General features: G+C 48.0%; 19 protein-coding genes. 7 read left to right on the top strand and 12 right to left on the bottom strand.

The features are described from left to right. Positions 1-13 precede the first annotated feature (13 nt). From MY7_RS01080 to gabT, 3 genes are all read right to left on the bottom strand, one after another. Positions 14-877 carry a RhaT/GlcU family sugar-proton symporter gene (locus MY7_RS01080; RefSeq protein WP_003156317.1) on the bottom strand — a complete coding sequence of 288 codons (864 nt, stop codon included), beginning with the start codon at positions 875-877 and terminating at the stop codon, positions 14-16. A gap of 154 nt (positions 878-1031) precedes the next feature. Next, positions 1032-2420 (bottom strand): succinate-semialdehyde dehydrogenase, encoded by a 1389-nt coding sequence (gene gabD / locus MY7_RS01075; protein WP_029326227.1) that lies wholly within the window; start codon positions 2418-2420, stop codon positions 1032-1034. Positions 2421-2525: 105 nt separating this feature from the next. After that, the gene (gabT, locus tag MY7_RS01070; RefSeq protein WP_029326228.1) at positions 2526-3833 is read right to left on the bottom strand and encodes a 4-aminobutyrate--2-oxoglutarate transaminase; all 1308 of its coding nucleotides are present in this window, start codon (positions 3831-3833) and stop codon (positions 2526-2528) included. 107 nt (positions 3834-3940) lie between these two features. Here gabT and gabR point away from each other — a divergent pair, with 107 nt between their 5' ends. Beyond that, positions 3941-5350, top strand: a complete 1410-nt coding sequence (gene gabR, locus MY7_RS01065) for a MocR-like transcriptional regulator GabR (protein ID WP_007609418.1) — start codon at positions 3941-3943, stop codon at positions 5348-5350. A gap of 28 nt (positions 5351-5378) precedes the next feature. Here gabR and MY7_RS01060 read toward each other — a convergent pair whose 3' ends face one another. Beyond that, on the bottom strand, positions 5379-5693 hold the full coding sequence (locus MY7_RS01060; protein ID WP_007609417.1) for an ArsR/SmtB family transcription factor: 315 nt from the start codon (positions 5691-5693) through the stop codon (positions 5379-5381). 141 nt (positions 5694-5834) lie between these two features. On the opposite strand from MY7_RS01060, the gene MY7_RS01055 reads away from it, so the two are divergent. The 4 genes from MY7_RS01055 to MY7_RS01040 all read left to right on the top strand — a co-directional run bounded on the left by MY7_RS01055 (position 5835) and on the right by MY7_RS01040 (position 9364). Continuing rightward, positions 5835-6122 carry a putative quinol monooxygenase gene (locus MY7_RS01055; protein WP_012116809.1) on the top strand — a complete coding sequence of 96 codons (288 nt, stop codon included), beginning with the start codon at positions 5835-5837 and terminating at the stop codon, positions 6120-6122. Between the two features lie 16 nt (positions 6123-6138). Further along, positions 6139-6885 (top strand): oxygen-insensitive NADPH nitroreductase, encoded by a 747-nt coding sequence (gene nfsA, locus MY7_RS01050; RefSeq protein ID WP_007609414.1) that lies wholly within the window; start codon positions 6139-6141, stop codon positions 6883-6885. 161 nt (positions 6886-7046) lie between these two features. Then, positions 7047-7922, top strand: a complete 876-nt coding sequence (locus tag MY7_RS01045; RefSeq protein ID WP_007609410.1) for a TetR/AcrR family transcriptional regulator — start codon at positions 7047-7049, stop codon at positions 7920-7922. Positions 7923-7939: 17 nt separating this feature from the next. Next, complete coding sequence (locus tag MY7_RS01040) at positions 7940-9364, top strand: MDR family MFS transporter (RefSeq protein WP_007609408.1); 1425 nt, start codon at positions 7940-7942, stop codon at positions 9362-9364. 41 nt (positions 9365-9405) lie between these two features. Here MY7_RS01040 and MY7_RS01035 read toward each other — a convergent pair whose 3' ends face one another. The 4 genes from MY7_RS01035 to MY7_RS01020 are packed head-to-tail and all read right to left on the bottom strand — an operon-like array spanning position 9406 to position 13014. Beyond that, positions 9406-10350, bottom strand: coding sequence for a siderophore ABC transporter substrate-binding protein (locus MY7_RS01035; protein ID WP_007609406.1), 945 nt, complete (start codon positions 10348-10350; stop codon positions 9406-9408). A 21-nt stretch (positions 10351-10371) separates the two neighbouring features. Then, on the bottom strand, positions 10372-11130 hold the full coding sequence (locus MY7_RS01030; RefSeq protein ID WP_007609404.1) for an iron ABC transporter ATP-binding protein: 759 nt from the start codon (positions 11128-11130) through the stop codon (positions 10372-10374). Beyond that, a complete protein-coding gene (locus MY7_RS01025; RefSeq protein WP_003156331.1) occupies positions 11124-12071 on the bottom strand; it encodes an iron chelate uptake ABC transporter family permease subunit in 948 nt (315 codons plus the stop codon). The genes MY7_RS01030 and MY7_RS01025 overlap by 7 nt, the downstream gene beginning before the upstream one ends. Then, positions 12061-13014: an ABC transporter permease gene (locus MY7_RS01020; protein ID WP_007609397.1), complete on the bottom strand. Its 954-nt coding sequence runs from the start codon at positions 13012-13014 to the stop codon at positions 12061-12063. Before MY7_RS01020 ends, MY7_RS01025 begins: the two co-directional genes overlap by 11 nt. Before the next feature lie 413 nt (positions 13015-13427). Between MY7_RS01020 and MY7_RS01015 the strand changes: the two genes are divergently transcribed. Together MY7_RS01015 and MY7_RS18940 are read left to right on the top strand one after the other, a co-directional pair. Further along, complete coding sequence (locus MY7_RS01015; protein ID WP_007609394.1) at positions 13428-14792, top strand: aspartate kinase; 1365 nt, start codon at positions 13428-13430, stop codon at positions 14790-14792. 79 nt (positions 14793-14871) lie between these two features. After that, positions 14872-14982: a YjcZ family sporulation protein gene (locus tag MY7_RS18940; RefSeq protein ID WP_369719092.1), complete on the top strand. Its 111-nt coding sequence runs from the start codon at positions 14872-14874 to the stop codon at positions 14980-14982. A gap of 148 nt (positions 14983-15130) precedes the next feature. Here MY7_RS18940 and MY7_RS01010 read toward each other — a convergent pair whose 3' ends face one another. The 4 genes from MY7_RS01010 to MY7_RS00995 form a co-directional block, all read right to left on the bottom strand. Continuing rightward, positions 15131-15250, bottom strand: a complete 120-nt coding sequence (locus tag MY7_RS01010; protein ID WP_003156334.1) for a PhrC/PhrF family phosphatase-inhibitory pheromone — start codon at positions 15248-15250, stop codon at positions 15131-15133. Beyond that, complete coding sequence (locus MY7_RS01005) at positions 15234-16382, bottom strand: Rap family tetratricopeptide repeat protein (RefSeq protein ID WP_029326229.1); 1149 nt, start codon at positions 16380-16382, stop codon at positions 15234-15236. The genes MY7_RS01010 and MY7_RS01005 overlap by 17 nt, the downstream gene beginning before the upstream one ends. A 152-nt stretch (positions 16383-16534) precedes the next feature. Beyond that, positions 16535-17968, bottom strand: a complete 1434-nt coding sequence (locus tag MY7_RS01000) for a sensor histidine kinase (RefSeq protein ID WP_161631122.1) — start codon at positions 17966-17968, stop codon at positions 16535-16537. Continuing rightward, a complete protein-coding gene (locus MY7_RS00995; RefSeq protein WP_007609386.1) occupies positions 17955-18638 on the bottom strand; it encodes a response regulator transcription factor in 684 nt (227 codons plus the stop codon). The genes MY7_RS01000 and MY7_RS00995 overlap by 14 nt, the downstream gene beginning before the upstream one ends. Positions 18639-18749: the final 111 nt, after the last annotated feature.

Here is an 18749-nt window from a genome sequence, read left to right as displayed (position 1 = left end):
CCTCCTGCATATGTTATGAATTTGATTTCGCAACGCCTAAGAATACCGCGGCCACAATGATCAGGATAATCCCGATGGCAATGGCGACCAGCTGACGCTTCGTTTTGCTCTCACGGAGAATGAAGATTCCGCCGAGCGTGCTGATGACGATCCCCATTTGAGAGAGGGAAAAACTTGTCGCAACTCCGACGCGCGGCTGTGAGATGAACAGAAACATATTCCCGAGCGCCCAGATGATTCCCGGCAGAATGTTCTTGAGGGCGTACTTATTAAACGGTTTATGCTTGTACGTCAGGAGCAGTCCGCCGATGACCATCCCGATCGCCTGCGGCAGTAGCGCTGACCATCCGGATACGCCGAACAGCCGGGCCACAACGACATAGACCAAATAACCGAGCGTGGAGATCAGCAGGATGACAATGCCTTTTTTTAAGTTTCCCGGTTCTCCGTCCGCCCGCCCCTTTTTATCTTCTAAAGATGTGAGCACAATCCCGATGATGATAAAAATAAGGGCGAGAATACCCAGCGTAATCGCGATCGGGGTTGACCATTCTTTGAATACGATCACACCGAACAAAGAAGTCGAGACGAGCTGCATTCCCGTTGATATCGGCATCGTTTTTGAAACGCCCATCAGCTGTATGCTTTTAAGCTGATTGCTTTGGCCGAGCGACCAAAACAGCCCCGAGATGATGCCGACAATAAAAATGCGCCCAGACAGCACCGGGTGGACAAACAGATACAGCACAAACGAAACGATGAGCGCCCCGATTGTCGTTCCCAGCGTCTGGCTGTAAGGCCCGCCGCCTAATTTGACGTTAAATAACACGATGCTCCCCCAAAATAAAGCCGGGAGAAGAGCCAGTAATATATCCATGATGGCGACCTTCTTTCAATCGTATTTGCTGTTATTTTGTCTGGAATCGAACCGATTATTCCCGCAAGATCAAAAAAGCCTGCCGGCGATATTCACCGGCAGACCGCTCAATAAAAACAGCCCCGCTTAGTAGCGGGGCTTTCTTTTCGGCTCATTAAAGTCCGATAGACATGTATTTGGTTTCCAGGTACGGTTCAATGCCTTCCGTACCGCCTTCACGGCCGATGCCGCTTTCTTTCATTCCTCCGAACGGCGCTTGAACCGCGGACGGACCGCCGTCATTCCAGCCTATGATGCCGTATTCAAGCTGTTCAGAAATATAGATGCCGCGGCGGTAGTTCTCTGTGAAGAAATAAGCCGCAAGCCCGAACGGCGTATCGTTCGCAAGCTTGATCGCTTCATCAATATCTGAGAACGTAACGATCGGCGCAACCGGGCCGAATGTTTCTTCATGCATGATGTTCATGGATGTATCTACATTTGAAAGCACGGTCGGCGTCACGAAATAGCATCCTTTTTCATCGTTTTGGTCATACGTTCCGCCCGTCAGCACTTCTGCGCCTTTTTCCACGGCGTCATTAATTTGGCCGACGATTTTATCGAAGCCTTTTTTGTTGATGACAGGGCCGACGTTTACGCCTTTTTCAAGACCGTTTCCGACTTTGAGTTTCGCAGCTTCTTCACTCAGTTTTTTCGCAAACTCGTCTTTCACGGATTCGTGTACGATCAGCCGGTTCGCACAGACGCAGGTTTGGCCGGCGTTTCTGAATTTAGAGGCCATTGTTTGGGCTACCGCCAGATCAAGATCAGCGTCTTCATCCACGATCAGCGGCGCATGTCCGCCAAGCTCCATTGACATATGTTTTACGGTGTCGGCGCTGTTTTTCATCAGGATTTTGCCGACAGGCGTTGAGCCGGTGAAAGTAATTTTGCGGATTTTCGGGCTGCTGGTGAAGACGTTTCCGATTTCGGCTCCGTCACCGATCACCACTTGCAGCACGTCCTTCGGAATTCCCGCTTCATATGCGAGACGCGCAAGGGCGTAAGCTGAAAGCGGCGTATCCTCCGCCGGTTTGATGATGAACGTACAGCCTGCCGCCAAAGCGGGCGCGGCTTTTCTTGTAATCATCGCATTCGGGAAATTCCACGGCGTGATCGCGGCTACCGGGCCGACCGCCTGACGGGTGACGACAATCCGTTTGCCCGTTGTCGGCGCAGGTACGGTTCTGCCGTAAATCCGTTTTGCTTCTTCGGCGAACCATTCAATATAGCCGGCGCCGTATAAAACTTCTCCGACCGCTTCTTCGTACGGTTTGCCGTTTTCTTTCGTAATTAATTCCGCAAGTTCTTCTTTATGTTCAACAATCAGCTCATACCATTTTCTCAAAAGTGAGGCACGTTCTCCCGCTGATGTTTTGGACCATGATTGAAACGCTTGATGTGAACGTTCAATCGCTTTTTCAACATCTTCGGCCGTCTGCTGAGGGATGCTTTCGATCGCCTCTCCCGTTGCCGGATTGTACACTGTTAATTGTTCTGGCATATTGAACATTCCTTTCTCTGCTATAGTAAAGCCATTGAATGCTTGTTGATGTATCTTATACTTTCATGATAGCAGACACATCCGCCGGCATTCCAATAATTGAACTCACAGAGCTGCTTCGATAATAGAAAGGCCTTCTTTGAGCTGCTCATCCGTCACGACAAGCGGCGTCAGGAATCTGATAATGTTGCCGTTTATGCCAGCCGTCAGCAGCAGCAGTCCGTTCTCGTTCGCCGTTTTAGCGATCGCCGCGGCTTTTGCTTTGTCCGGTTCCCGCGTGTCCGGATCTTTGACAATTTCGATGGCCGCCATCGCGCCGAGTCTGCGCACTTCTCCGATGCAGGCATGCTCTTTTTTCCACTCGAGCGCTTGATGCTCGATGATCCGGCCGATCTCCTCGGAACGCCGATTCAGCCCTTCTTCTTCAATAATATCCAAGACCGCGAGCGCAGCCGCACAGCCGAGCGGGCTTCCCGCATATGTGCCCCCGAGTTCACCCGGCGCGGCGGCATCAAGCATTTCCGCCCGGCCGATGACGCCGCTCAGCGGCAATCCGGCCGCAAGTGATTTGGATACGGTGATCAAATCAGGAACGGCTCCGAAATGCTCAATCGCAAAATATGTTCCCGTTCTGGCAAAACCGGTCTGAATCTCATCCGCTACAAAAACGATGCCGTGTTTTTTACAAAAAGCGGCGACGTGCTGCACGAAACGTTTTGAAGGAATGATGAAGCCGCCTTCTCCCTGAACCGGCTCCATTACGACACAGGCGACGGTTTCCGGTGCAACTGCGGCGATAAAGAAATCCTCAAAAGCGCTGATGATAAAGTCGTCATACTGCTCGTCGCTCATGCCGGCCGGCTTTTGATAATAGTAAGGAAACGGCGCCTGATACACCTCTGAGGCAAATGGGCCGAAACCGAATTTATAAGGCTTCACCTTGCTCGTCATGCTCATCGTCATGTTCGTGCGGCCGTGGAACCCTCTTGTAAATGACACGACAGCCTGGCGCTTCGTATATTTTCTGGCGATTTTCACGGCGTTTTCCACCGCTTCCGCCCCCGAATTGAGAAAAATCGCTTTTTTCGCATGATCTCCCGGCGCAAGGGCGCAAAGTTTTTCGGCCAGCTCAATATAAGACGGATACATCATAACGTTAAAACCCGGGTGAATCAGATCCTCCGCCTGTTTCTTCACGGCCTCCACCACTTTCGGATGGGAATGGCCGACATTCAGCGTTCCGATCGCTCCGGCAAAATCAATGAATCGTCTGCCGTCCAAATCGTACAAAAGCGCCCCTTCCCCTTTTACCGCCATGCCGCGGTTTCCGTTGCCGACCCCCTTGGAAACGAATTGATCCCGTTTTTGCTGCCACTGGGCAGTTGTCACTTCCGATGATGCTGTTCGACTCATAGATTCCATCCCCCTGCATTGTTTTCTTATCATTCTGACTTCTTTTTGGTATGATGAAAAGTACCAAAATCAATTTATCCATGGTATCAGAAAGGAGCAGGGTCTGGATGCTGACGATTTCCATTGATCATTCGGAAACGGCCGATTATATCTATCAGCAGATCTATCAGCACATAAAAGCGGCCGTTTTGAAGCGCAGCCTGATGCCTCACACAAAGGTGCCGTCTAAACGGGAGCTTGCCGAGACGCTGAAGGTCAGCGTGAATTCAGTGAATTCAGCTTATCAGCAGCTGCTTTCGGAAGGTTATTTATATGCAGTCGAAAGAAAAGGCTTTTTCGTGGAGAAAATTGATACGGTTTATCATGAAGAAGCGCCTTCGTTCCTATTGCCTGATGATTTGAAAGAGCGGGAGCCGGATAAGAGCGGCTGGATTTCGTTTTCTCATATGAGCGTGGATACGGCGCATTTCCCCCTGAAAAGCTGGTTCCGCTGTGAGCATAAAGCAGCCGCCCGTTCATTTCATACACTCGGAGAACTCGTCCATCCGCAAGGTTTATATGAAGTCCGTGAAACAATTTCGCGGCTTATTTCCCTGACAAGGGGCGTTACATGCCGCCCGGAACAAATCGTACTCGGGGCGGGCACGCAAATGCTGGTGCAGCTGCTGACGGAACTGCTGCCAGAAGACGCGCTCTACGCCATGGAGAACCCGGGATATATGAGGATGTACCGGCTGCTGCAAAACCTCGGGAAAAAGACGGCGACGATCAGCCTTGATGAAAAAGGCATGTCCATGGACGAAATCGAAAAACGCCGGCCGTCTGTATTGATCACCACGCCTTCCCATCAATTCCCCTCAGGCGTGATCATGCCGGCTTCCCGGCGGATTCAGCTTTTAAACTGGGCCGCCGAACAGAGCGGCCGCTTCATCATTGAAGATGATTATGACAGTGAATTTAAATATGACGCCGATACGATACCGGCGCTTCAAAGCCTTGACCGGTTTCAAAATGTCATCTACATGGGGACCTTTTCAAAATCCCTTTTCCCCGGCCTGCGCATCAGCTACATGGTTCTGCCGCCCGGGCTTTTGCGGACGTTCAAAGAGAGAACGTATGACCTGCATACGTGCAGCACGCTTGCCCAGCTCGCGTTGAAAGAATTTATCGATTCAGGTGAATATCAGAAACATATTAAAAAGATGAAGCAGCATTATAAGAACATGCGGGAACGCCTCATTTCTGCTTTGGAAGAAACATTCGGAGAAAGAATAAGTGTAAAGGGCGCCAATGCGGGGCTTCATTTTGTCACTGAGTTTGACTGCGCCCGTTCAGAAAAAGAAATATTGGCACGGGCGGATGCAGAACAGCTCGATCTGTTTGCGATGAGCCGGTTCCGTCTGAAAGCGGGAGGCGATTCAAACAAACCGCAGCTTATCCTGGGGTTCGCCCGCCTGAAGGAGTGCGATATTCAAGAAGGCGTCTACAGGCTTTACCGGGCGGTTTTCGGCGCATAAAAAAAACCCCCGGAATTCGGGGACTTATTTACCAGCGGTCCGGTTCTGTCTGCAAAATCGCCTCCAGCAGGCCGGGAAACGCCTCATGTAAATCATCTTTGCGCAGGGAATAATAACGGTGCTTCCCGTCTATGCGCACTTGGGCGATCCCCGCTTCCCGCAGCACTTTGAAGTGATGGGACAGCGTTGATTTAGCGACCCGGACATCAGCGCAGGTTCCGCACGTTTTTTCTGTTGTTTCCGCCAATTGTTTGACCAGCTCTAAGCGGAGCGGATCACTCAGAGCATGAAGAACCTTTGTCAGCTGTAAGCGTTCGGTTTCAGGATGGTTTGGAATGTTCATGAGTCAAATGTAACACATAAAAGCGGCGGGTGACAATTTAGGCGGTGAGGGTTTTTCCTTTACCTTTCGCAATGAAACATGTTACAGTTAGTTCGATGATATTCGAACTATAACAAATAAACCCAATCAGGAGGAATGACAATGATCGTCTTACAGGCTTACATGAAAGTAAAAGCGGATAAACGCGAGGAATTTTTAGGAGAAGCGCAATCACTTGTTCAGCATTCACGCGCGGAAGAAGGAAATGTGCAATACGATCTTTTCGAAAAAGTCGGTGAGGAAAATACATTCGTCATGCTTGAACAATGGAAAGATGAAGAAGCGATGAAATCCCACAACGCAACTGACCATTTCCAAGGATTCGTGGCAAAAGCGAAAGAAGTGCTGAGTGCGCCGCTTGACGTCGTCCGCACAGAACTGTCAGAGTAACGAAAGGATGAATGACATGAACGAAGTCCTTCAATTATTAACAGACCACCGTTCCATCCGCAGCTACACAGATGAACCCGTATCGGATGAACAGCTGGATCTTATCATCCAAGCCGCTCAGGCAGCGCCGACTTCCATTAACGGCCAGCAATTTACCGTTATTGCGGTGAAAGATAAGGAACGGAAGAAAAAAATATCCGAATTGGCTGGCGGCCAGCCGTGGATTGACCAAGCGCCGGTTTTCCTTTTATTCTGCGCTGATTTTAACCGCGCCAAAATTGCGCTTGAAGAATATAATGATACACCGCTTGAGATCACGAACGGTTTAGAGTCCGTTCTAGTCGGAGCCGTAGATGTCGGGATTGCGCTGGGTACGGCAACGGCTGCGGCTGAATCAATGGGACTCGGCACTGTGCCGATCGGCGCCGTGCGCGGCAAGCCGGACGAACTCATTGAATTGCTGAAACTTCCGAAATACGTTTTCCCGGTTTCCGGTCTCGTCATCGGCCAGCCGGCAGACCGCTCCGCGAAAAAACCGCGTCTGCCGCAAGCAGCCGTTCTGCATCATGAAACGTATCAAGAAGAAGATTTAAGAACACATATCGAGGCCTATGACAAGCAGATGTCCGAATACATGAAAAAACGCACCGACGGACAGGAAACAAGAAACTGGTCACAAGGCATCACCTCCTACTATAAGCAGGTTTATTATCCTCACATTCGTGAAATGCTTGAAAAACAAGGATTTAAGACGGATAAATAAACGTATCAGCCTGCCGGAACACTCCGGCAGGTTTTTTTCTATTTCTCAAACAAAAGCGTTGACACTATGTAAAAATTTTTGTTAATATTTTCATCATATACTCATTGGTTTTCTGTGAACCGATGAGTTTTCTATTGTGACGAAAGAAGGAATCTGGGCTTATGAATGATAAGAAAACGGATATTCTGCTGGCGGCAAGGAAGCTTTTTTCCGGGAAAAGCTTTTCGTCGGTTTCGATGCAGGCGATCGCAGAGGAGTGCAAAGTCTCCAAAGCATCTTTATATAAGCTGTTTGAATCAAAGGAAGACCTGCTCCTGGAGCTGCTCGATTTTAACCAGAAACAGATGGTAGCAGCCGCTTCATTATTGAATGCAGAAACAAGCCTCTCCCCTGAGGAACGGTTTGCCAAAAAACTGATGGCTGAGCTTGAAGGCTTCAGGCGCAATCAGCAGTTTTTTAATATGCTGATGTACGGAAGCCCCTCTTCCATTAATGAGCGGGTAAAACGGCATATTCACAGGGCCCGCTCCACCTTTATCTGCTGGCATCGCGATTCACTGATTCAGACGTACGGCGAAGACATTATTCCTTATGTATGGGAGCTGGTGATCGTCCTGCAGGGGCTCCTGAGAGAATGCATCACGCTGATTAAGCTGGAAAAAGAACCGCTCGCCCTGGAGCCGCTCACGGAGTTTATCATCCGCCATCTCAATCTCATCGTCGAAAACAGGACAACCGAAACCGCTTTGCCTCAGGAGATGATTGACCTTTATATCGCCTCCGCTTCCTCATTTGAGCCGAAAGACAAAACCGTATTGCTGGCTGAAAGCCTGAAGGAACTGAAAGAAGCCGTCTCAGCCCTTCCGGAGGAAAAATATGACGCCGCAGGACTCGCTTCCGCGGCGGCTATGCTGGAGAAAGAATCAGCGGACAAACAGCCGCGGGATTTTCTTATAAAAGCGCTCATCGGTTATTTGGAGCAGGCCGGACCGCTGCACCAGCCGCTTGCAGCCGTTAAAACATTGCTCAAACTATAAAGAAAGAAGGAATCAGCTTGAATAAGAGTATTGAAACTGCACCATACAAACGCTCTGTCATTGTCGGGATTCTTTTGGCGGGAGCGTTCGTCGCCATTTTGAACCAGACACTGCTTATCACGGCGCTGCCGCACATTATGAATGACTTCAATATAGACGCCAACAAAGCACAATGGCTGACAACATCGTTTATGCTGACGAACGGGATTTTAATCCCGATTACCGCATTTTTAATAGAGAAATTTACGAGCCGCACCCTCTTGATTTCCGCCATGAGTATTTTCACGGCGGGCACCATTGTCGGCGCATTCGCCCCGAACTTTCCGGTGCTCTTAACGGCCCGGATTATCCAGGCGGCCGGCGCCGGAATTATGCTGCCTCTCATGCAGACGGTATTTCTCACGATTTTCCCGATGGAAAAGCGCGGCCGCGCCATGGGAATGGTCGGCTTGGTTATCTCGTTCGCGCCGGCAATCGGCCCGACGCTTTCCGGATGGGCGGTCGAAGCATTCTCTTGGCGTTCGTTGTTTTATATCATCTTTCCGATCGCGGTCATCGATTTGCTTTTAGCGATTATTCTGATGAAAAACGTCACGACATTAAGAGAAACACAGATTGATATTTTATCCGTGATCTTATCGACCCTCGGATTCGGCGGTCTGCTTTACGGCTTCTCAAGCGCCGGCTCATCAGGATGGACCAGTGCTGAAGTGCTGACTTCGCTGCTTGTCGGAGCGGTCGCGCTGATTTTCTTTATCGCAAGACAGATGAAGCTCAAAAAACCGATGCTGGAATTCCGCGTGTTTTCTTTCGGGATTTTCAGCCTGACCACCCTGCTCGGAACGCTTGTTTTCGCGCTGCTGATCGGAACGGAAACCATTCTCCCGCTTTACACGCAAAAAGTCCGGGGCGTATCCGCGTTTGATACCGGATTAATGCTTTTACCGGGCGCGATTGTGATGGGAATGATGTCTCCGTTTATCGGCCGGGTATTTGACAGAATCGGCGGAAAAGGCCTTGCGATGACCGGATTCTTCATCATCCTGCTCACGTCCCTTCCGTTTATGAATCTGACAGACTCGACGTCTCTCATTTGGATTGTCGTCGTTTATACCGCGCGGCTTTTGGGAACAGCCATGATTATGATGCCGGTGACGACAGCGGGAATCAACGCCCTGCCGCGCCACTTAATTCCGCACGGCACAGCCATGAACAATACCGTCCGCCAAGTCGGCGGTTCTATCGGTACGGCGCTTTTAGTTTCCGTGATGAGCAGCCAGGCCGCACACGCCAATGCGTCAACTCCGGGAAACGCCGCCCTGCACGGTATGAATGCGGCATTTGTCGTAGCCGCCTGCATCGCGCTGGCCGGCTTCCTCTTATCTTTTACATTAAAGAAAAAACCGCGTCAGCCCGAGCAGCAGCAGGCCGTGACGCGGTAAACCAAAAAGAACCCGATCACGTATGTGACCGGGTTCTTTTTTTACTTCTCGATTCCGTCTTTTACTTCTTTCACCATCTGAGCCATGGATTCCAGGCCGCCTCCTGATAAATACCATGTAGCTGAATCAAGGTAGACAACATGGTTGTTTTTCACGGCTTTCACCGATTTTACATAATCATTTTCAACCACTTGTTTTGTTGAAGATTTTGTGCCGATCGCTGTTCCGCGGTCAACGACAAACATGTAATCAGGGTTTGTTTTGGCGATATATTCATAGGAAATGCTTTGTCCGTGCAGTGAGGCTTCGATGTTTTTGTCAGCCGGTTTGACGCCGAACACATCATGAATGAAGCCGTATCTTGATTTAGATCCGAACGCGCTGATTTTGCCGTCGTTCGCCATCACCACTAACCCGTTTTTATCCGTGCTGCTTGTCTTTTTCTTCAGATCGGCAATGGATTTGTCAATTTTCGCAAGCTTATCTTTCACTTCATTTTCTTTGTTGAAGATTTTGCCGATCACTTCGGTGTTTTGCTTGAATCTGTCAACGTAGTTTGTATAGTCATCATCAAGATAAATCGTCGGCGCGATTTTTGAGAACTCTTTATAAGAATCAGATTGTCTGTGGGCGATAATGATTAAATCCGGATCAATATCCGCGACTTTTTCAAAATCCGGTTCTTTTAAACCGCCTGTATTGGCGTATTTATCACTTTTATATGAAGATAAGTATTTTGGAAGGTTTTGTTTAGGAAGTCCCGCCACGTGATCCTGTAAACCGAGTTCATCCATCGTGTCCAGCATTCCGAAGTTGAATACGACGACTTTTTTCGGATTCTTCGGCACTTTGACTCCTTCTTTGTTCAGATCATCTTTGATTGTGATTGTTTCTTTTGATTTGCCTGATGTTTTGTCCCCGTTTCCGCATGCAGAAACAACAAAAATCGTAACGAGCGCAATGAATAGCAATGCGAATTTTTTCATGATTTTCACCTCATCTGGTTTTTAAGAAAAGTACACACCGATCCGCTGACTGTCAATCTCTTGAATCGGGATGGTCATATCATAAATATCTTCAAGCACGGAGGTTTCAATGATCTCCTCCGCCGGCCCTTCTTTGACGATCCGTCCGTTTTTCAGTGCGACGATATGGTCTGAATATACGGATGCGAAGTTGATATCGTGAATCACTACGACGACCGTTTTTCCGAAGTCTTCCACAAGCCGCTTCAACAGCTTCATCATTTCAACGGAATGCTTCATATCTAAATTGTTCAGCGGCTCATCGAGAAAAATATAGTCCGTATCCTGAGCGATGATCATCGCGATAAACGCCCTCTGACACTGGCCTCCGCTGAGCTGATCGAGGTATTTATCCTTTAAATCATCCAGCTTCATATAACTGAGGGCCTGGTTGATATGCACCCAATCTTCATCCGTCAGTTTCCCTTGGGAATACGGAAATCTGCCGAAGCTGACCAGGTCTTTAATTGTCAGTCTGATATTGATTTGGTTCGTCTGCTTCAAGATGCTGATTTTTTTTGCCAGATCGTTGCTTTTGCAGGCCCCGATCTCTTGCCCGTCGACCGTGATTTCCCCGGAATCCGTCTTAATCAGCCGGCTCATGATAGACAGCAGCGTGCTTTTTCCCGCGCCGTTCGGACCGATAAATGAGGTGAGCCTGCCCTTTTGAATGGATAGAGACGTTTTCTCAAGGACAGTTTTCCCTCCGTATTGTTTGCTTACATTTCTGACCTCTACCATGATTTATTCTCCTTTAACAGCAGATAGATAAAATAAATCCCGCCGGCAAAATTAATGATGACGCTCAGCGTCGTGGAAAACGTGAACACTTTCTCCACGACGAACTGGCCCCCGACGAGCGCGACGATGCTGATCAGGACAGAACCCGCAATTAAATACGTGTGCCTGTAGGTTTTTAAAAACTCTCTCGCCAGATTGACGACAAGCAGTCCTAAAAACATAATCGGCCCGACAAGAGCCGTAGAGACAGACACAAGAATGGCGACGACAATGAGCATCTGTTTCACAAGCTTATCGTAATCAATCCCCAGGTTGACGGCGTGCTCCCTGCCGAGCGACAGTACGTCAAAAAACCGCGTGAACCGCCAGACATAAATGCCCGTCAGAAGAAAGACAGCACCGGCAAATCCTAAAAGATCGGTGTTGATATTGTTAAAGCTGGCAAACATTTTGTCCTGAACAACCTGGAACTCATTCGGATCAATCAGCATCTGCATAAAGGATGACAGACTGTTGAACAGCGTGCCGAACACGACGCCGACAAGCAGAAGGAAAAACACGTTCCGCCCCTCGCCTTTAAACATGAGCTGATACAAAACGAGTGACAAGAGCACCATCAGCCCGACGGAGATGACGAAATTAAGATTTTTGTTCATCATGACGATATTCATTGAACCGAACAGGAACACGATGACGGTCTGAATGAGCATATACAGGGAATCGAGGCCTAAAATGCCCGGTGTCAGTATGCGGTTATTTGTAATCGTCTGGAAGATGACCGTTGAAAACGCGATCGCTCCTCCGGTGAGCATCATGGCAAGCACTTTGAAGCATCGTCTCGGCAGGGAGTATTCCCAATTGCCCAGTCCGTAGAACAGGAAGAATCCGATACATATTATGGCGAGCGCCGCCAGCAGCGTAATTTTTTTATTATGACTCATATGCTTTTCTCCTTAACAGCATATACAGGAAGATGCCGCTGCCGATAACACCGACCATCAGGCCGATGGAAATTTCGTACGGGAAGATGATCACCCTTCCCAAAATGTCGCAAAACAGCACAAAAACAGCGCCCAGCAGAGCGGTGTGAGGCAGGCTGCTCCTCAGGTTGTCTCCTTTGTAAATCGACACCATATTGGGAATGATCAAACCGAGAAACGGCAGCATCCCGACGGTCAGGATCACCAGTGAAGCGATAAGCGACACGATAATCAGACCGATATTGACGACGCGTTTGTATTTCAGGCCGAGATTGATGGAAAAGCTCTCTCCCATTCCCGCCACCGTAAATTTATCCGCATACACATAAGCGATGATCACCAGCGGGATACTCAGATATAAAAGCTCATACCGGCCTTTGACGACCAGTGAGAAATCCCCCTGCAGCCAGGACGACAGGTTTTGGATCAGGTCGTATTTATATGCGATAAACGTGGCGACTGAGCTGACGATGTTCCCAAGCATTAAACCGACGAGAGGAATAAAAATCGCATCATTAAACTTGATCCTCTCGAGAATTTTCATGAACAGGAAATTTCCCGCCAACGCGAAAACGAAAGCGATAGACATTTTCACAAGCGGACTGGCTGACGTAAAAAGCATTAATGAAATCAAAATTCCGAGCCTTGCCCAGTCCATCGTTCCCGCAGTCGTCGGCGATACAAATTTATTCCGGCTGATCTGCTGCATGATTAATCCGCAGATGCTCAGGCTCATGCCGGCGATGATAATGCTCACCAAACGCGGCAGCCGGCTGTCAAACAATGTACCTGCCTGTTCTTTATTTAAATGAAAAATATCCAGCGGCGACAAATCTTCTACACCGATAAATATAGAAGTACACGCCAAAACCGCCAGTAGCAAAAGTAAGTAACGTAGCTTCATGCTGCCTCCCTGCACCCATCACAAACGGTATGACTGATTGCCAAACAACTCCCATATATCCCACTCGTAATGATTATCATTATCAACGACAATTATAATCTTATCATCTTTCCAAGCGCAGTCAATACAGTTTTGCTTTCAAAAGCGGTCATCCGCGGGCCGTACACTAAATTGTCTTACAATCAGTCTATCAAGAATTTGCAGGATTTTCTATAACCTTCATTTGGCTGCTTATCATTTTTTGCACATGATGACACGCTTGAGGGAAACAAATCTGACAAACAGCGGAAAAATTCCTCCATGAAAATACAAATGTTCTCCCCACGTAGAAAAAATCCTTGATTTACATGTTTGAAAGAGAGATAATAAAAATTAAATTTGTGAGAAAATTTAAATATTAGGGGATGTAAATCATGAAAGTTGTAAAATTCGGAGGCAGCTCTCTTGCGTCAGGAGCCCAGCTTGAGAAAGTGTTTCAAATCGTGACGGCTGATCCCGCGCGGAAAGCCGTCGTCGTATCGGCACCGGGAAAACGCTTCTCGGACGATACAAAGGTGACGGATCTGTTAATCCGCTGTGCGGAGCATTATTTGCAAAAAGGTGCAGCGCCCGAGCTTGCCGAAACGGTCATTGAACGGTACGCAGCCATCGCGCGTGAGCTAAACCTGGATTTCTCTATTATAGAGAGAATCCGCAGTGACCTATTCGCTCTCTTAAACAGCTGTAAAACCAATCCCGAACAATATATGGATGCGGTGAAAGCGAGCGGCGAGGACAACAACGCGAAGCTGATCGCAGCCTACTTCCGGCGGCAGGGCGTGAAAGCGGAATATGTAAGTCCGAAAGAAGCGGGGCTGTTTGTGACGAATGAACCCGGAAGCGCGCAGGTGCTCCCTGAGTCTTATGATCATTTGTACCGCCTGAGAAACCGTGAAGGCTTGATCATTTTTCCGGGATTTTTCGGTTACACGAAGGAGCATGAGATTGTGACGTTTTCCCGGAGCGGTTCTGATATTACCGGCTCCATTCTCGCCAGCGGCTTAAAAGCCGACCTGTACGAAAACTTTACTGATGTGGACGCCGTCTATTCCGTCAACCCGTCAATCGTGCGGCATCCGAAAGAAATTAACGAACTGACGTATCGGGAAATGCGTGAGCTCTCCTATGCCGGATTTTCCGTTTTTCATGATGAAGCGCTGATTCCCGCATTTCGGGCCGGCATCCCCGTTCAGATTAAGAATACGAATAATCCGGATGCGAAAGGAACACGCGTCGTCAGCAGCCGTGACAATACGAACGGGCCAGTCATCGGCATCGCAAGCGACACGGGCTTTTGCAGCATTTACATAAGCAAATATTTAATGAACCGGGAAATCGGCTTCGGCCGCAAAGCCCTTCACATTTTGGAGGAAGAAGGATTGACGTATGAACACGTTCCATCCGGCATTGACGACATCACGATCATCCTTCGGCACAATCAGATGGACTCAGAACTGGAACACAGGCTCGTCACCCGTCTGAAGCAGGAACTTCAAGCCGATGAAGTCACAGTCAGGCATAATCTGGCGCTGATTATGGTCGTCGGGGAAGCGATGCGCCATAATGTCGGCACAACCGCCAGAGCATCCAAAGCACTGTCGGAAGCCGGCGTCAACATCGAGATGATCAATCAAGGGTCCTCGGAAGTCAGCATGATGTTCGGAGTGAAAGAAGAGCAGGAAAGACACGCGGTGCGGGCACTGTATGACGAATTTTTTGCCGGAGTCTTACTCTCATAGGACACCGCCTCTTTTTTCTCTTGTCCACTAATATCCCTTACAAAGCAGCTTCTTTTACATATTGTATGGTATAGACAATATGGAGGTGAAGCTCATGTCAGGATATTCTGGAATCAGCTCTTTCGCTTTGATCGTTGTTTTATTTATCCTGTTGGTTATTGTAGGTACTGCCTATGTTGGCGGTTTCTAAGCATCGCTCCGTCTATATGAGGACGCTGCGGGTTTTGACCTGCGGCGTTTTCTTTTGTTTTCCGCCGCTGTCCGAGTCCGGACGCGCAAAAAAAGACTGCCGGGAACATTCCCATGCAGTCTTTTCCTTTGTTCAGGCTATTTTCTTCTCACGTCATTCCTCTTTCAGCTACATGGAATTCAGCCTGATCTGTCTGGCCTGCTCCTGTCACTGTAAAAATCGCGGCGGCTGCTAAACAAATAACAAACCATTTAGATTTCAATTTCATACAAACCCTCACTCCTTTGTATTTGTTTCCTTGCCTCTTCGACTTTCAGAAAATAGTCAGAAGAAATCTTAAAGCAATTTTGTTCATAGTAATATTTAGCTGCTTCTAGTGCTAAATCCTCTATATCGGCGTATAAATTTTTATCTTCCAGGTAACTGAAACACGCGCTGATTGTTTCCTCATCCGGTTTCGCCTGATACAGAGCCTGCAGCCATTCGAATTTTACCGTGTAAACGGGATCGTCTGTTTCTTTAGCATATTCATATCCCCGCTTGTGATATTCCGACGCTTTTTCTTTTTTTCCGAGTTTAAAGTAAATGAGTGTGATTAGAAAATATGCTTGAGGAAGAGAATTGACGATTCTTTGTGATTCAAATGTATCGACCGCCCGTTCAAAGTACGGAATCGCTTCGCCGATGCGGTCCTGATTGTAGTAGCACAGTCCGAGGTTATACAGCGCCCTCCCGACAAGCTGCGCTTTTTGTTCTTTTTCGGCCATTTGCAGAGCGTGCTGAAAATGTTTGGCCGCCTGTTCAAAGCGCCTTTCATCCATTAAATTGACGCCGAATACAAAATGGCATTGAATGATCCGGACGTTATATGTGTCCTGCTCTACGTAAATTTCATAAGCGTTTTTTATATGTATCAAAGAAAAATACGTTTGTTTCATATGATAATAAGCTTCGGCCACTTTAAAATAAAACTCCGCCCGTTCCACATGGTCCGATACGAAGGCCAGTTTTTTCTCAGCTTGTTTATAATATGTAATCGCTGAGATAAATTCTCTTTTATCAAATTCAAACATGCCTTTGAAAAAATTGACGTAATAATCGAGAAGCCCTTTGAGGCCGGCCTGGCTGTTATCAATGTTATCAAGAATTTCCGACAGGGTCGGCTGGTCTTCTATCTTCAGTTTTTCCAGCGGCTCCAAGTAGTCCAGCATCAGCTGATGGCGAAATTCCATGAGGGAATAATAAAGCACTAAGTTCGAATCAGGCTCCATATGGTCAAGCTCTTGTTTGATCTCGGCCTTCAAGATCTCCGCATCCGGCACGCTGAATGTTCTGATGTATCGATACCACTCGTTAATTTTCTGCCCGACTGCTGAAGAAGGAATTAACCCGCTCTTCATTCCTTCACCCTCCCCATCCAAGACCTGTTTACCAGTTATTTTATCACGTTTCCGTCTCTTTCCATCCCGAAAAACACGCAAACTTTGTTTCGGCAGAGCGCAATTTTCCGAGTGGAGTTAAAACAGACGGCGGCCAGACGGGACCGCCGGTTTCAAGATGATTCATTTTTCGTATTCAGCGGAAGGCGGATTGTAAAGGTCGTGCCTTTTCCTTTTTCGCTGTCAATATCTATCGTGCCCTTGTGCATTTCGACGAGCTGCCTGACGATGGAAAGGCCAAGTCCGTATTCGCCGTATGCCGTATTCGTCCGGGACACATCCGCCTTATAAAACCGCTCCCATATATGCTCAATTTCCTCTTTGGAGATGCCGATCCCGGTGTCTTCGATTTCAATCACCGTTTCTTTGTAGCCTTCATACCCGCGCAGCGTGATGTCTCCGTTTTGCGTAAATTGAATGCTGTTTTTCGTGATGTTGACGAGAATCTGGATCAGCCTGTCATAATCGGCGAATACTTTGACGCCGTCCTCCACTTGAATCCGCAGCTGATTTTGTTTTTCCTCCGCCTGCTGATTGAGATGCTCTTTAATAATTTCAAACACCTCGATGAGCGGCAGACTGAGCTTGTCCAGTTTGATTTGCTGGGATCTGATTTTTTCATAATCCAGGTTTTCTTTCACGAGCCTGAGCATCCGCTTCGTTTCTTCGCTGATCAGCGAGAAGCATTTCTCTTTATCTTTTTCCGGGATGGTGTTGCTGTTAAGCCCCTCCACAAGTCCGTTAATGGTCGTCAAAGGCGTTCTCAGCTCATGGGAGACATCGGCGATAAATTGGCGCCTCCGCTTTTCAAGGCGGTCAATCTGCTCTCTCGATTGCTTCAGATTTTTGGCCATGATGTTGAAATCGGACGCCAGCATGCCGATTTCATCGCCGCCGCTGTTCTTGAGCGAAATATCGTAATCACCTGATGCCACTTTTCCGGTCGCATCCCTCAATGTCTGAATCCGCTTGACGTGAAATTTAGATAAAAGCCAGCTCAGCAGAATCGTGATGATAAGGGTGCTGATGACCGCGTAAATCATATAGCAGTTGACCTGGCTGATCATCTGCTCGACACCTCTGACGGGAGACACGAGCAGCACCACGCCTTTAAATTGATCGTTGATAAAAAGCGGTTTTGCGACAAGCGATACTTCCAAGCCTTCCGTATTAAAACGGTTCATCTCCGCTCTGATCTGAACGGTTTTCCCTTGCTTCAGCATGTGCCACTCTTTACTTTTCAGCTTCTCGCGCGGCGGCATATCGTCAGGAAAAAAGTAAGGCCGCTGATGTTCATCAAAAATAATAAACCTGGTCTCGCGCGTTTTTAACATGTCCTGATACGGATACAGTCGGCGCAGATCAAGATCGCGGCCGTTCAGCTCACTTGTGATCTGCTGCGCGTAAGATGACAGCTCATCCACTTTATTTTGATACGCAAAATCTTTCACAAAGTGCGAAAACAGGGAAATGATGATGAAAAAGGCCAAAATCAAAATGCTGACATGGCTTAACAGCAGCTGATATAAGTATTTAATCCTCATCAAATTTGTATCCTACCCCCCACACCGTGTATAAAAACGGTTTTTCGTCACTGGACAGTTTTTTGCGCAGCCGTTTAATATGAACATCAACCGTACGTTCATCGCCGTAAAATTGATAGCCCCACACCTGCTCAAGCAGCTGCTCTCTCGAAAAGACCTGGCGCGGGTTTTGTGCGAGATAAAAGAGCAGATCGAATTCCTTCGGCGTCAGATTCTCGACAGGTTTTCCGTGCAGAAACACTTCCCGTGTCTTCTTATTGATTGAAAAACACGACGTTTCGATCAAGTCGTCGCTTTTTACGGCCTGCCCCGTCGCCCGGTATCTTCTGATCACCGCTTTAATCCGCGCTACTAGTGTCAGCGGGCTGAACGGCTTGGTGACATAATCGTCGGCCCCCATTTCAAACCCGATCACCTGATCGGACTCCGTGTCCTTTGCGGTCAGCATAATAATCGGCACACTGCTCGTCTCTCTTATTTTCCGGCAGATCGTCACTCCGTCCATGGATGGAAGCATAATGTCCAGAATGACCAAATCCCAGTCCTCTTCCGTGAACCGCTGATAGCCTTCCACTCCGTCATGGACAAATTCGGCTTCAAACCCTTCTTTAAAAAAGAACATTTCCGTCATGGTGCATACGCTTATATTGTCTTCTATCATTAATATCTTCATTGGTTCCTCCGCTTATCTTGACGCTTTTTCTTATAATAGCACCATTTTACTCGGATGTTTTCGGGTTTCACAATTGTTAGTTTTTATTTCATCACCCGGAAATAGTTTGTT

The organism is Bacillus sp. 5B6, from assembly GCF_000259405.1.
Taxonomy (GTDB): domain Bacteria; phylum Bacillota; class Bacilli; order Bacillales; family Bacillaceae; genus Bacillus; species Bacillus velezensis.
Note: the sequence above shows the minus strand (reverse complement) of the source record. Positions and strands in the feature narration are given on the sequence as shown.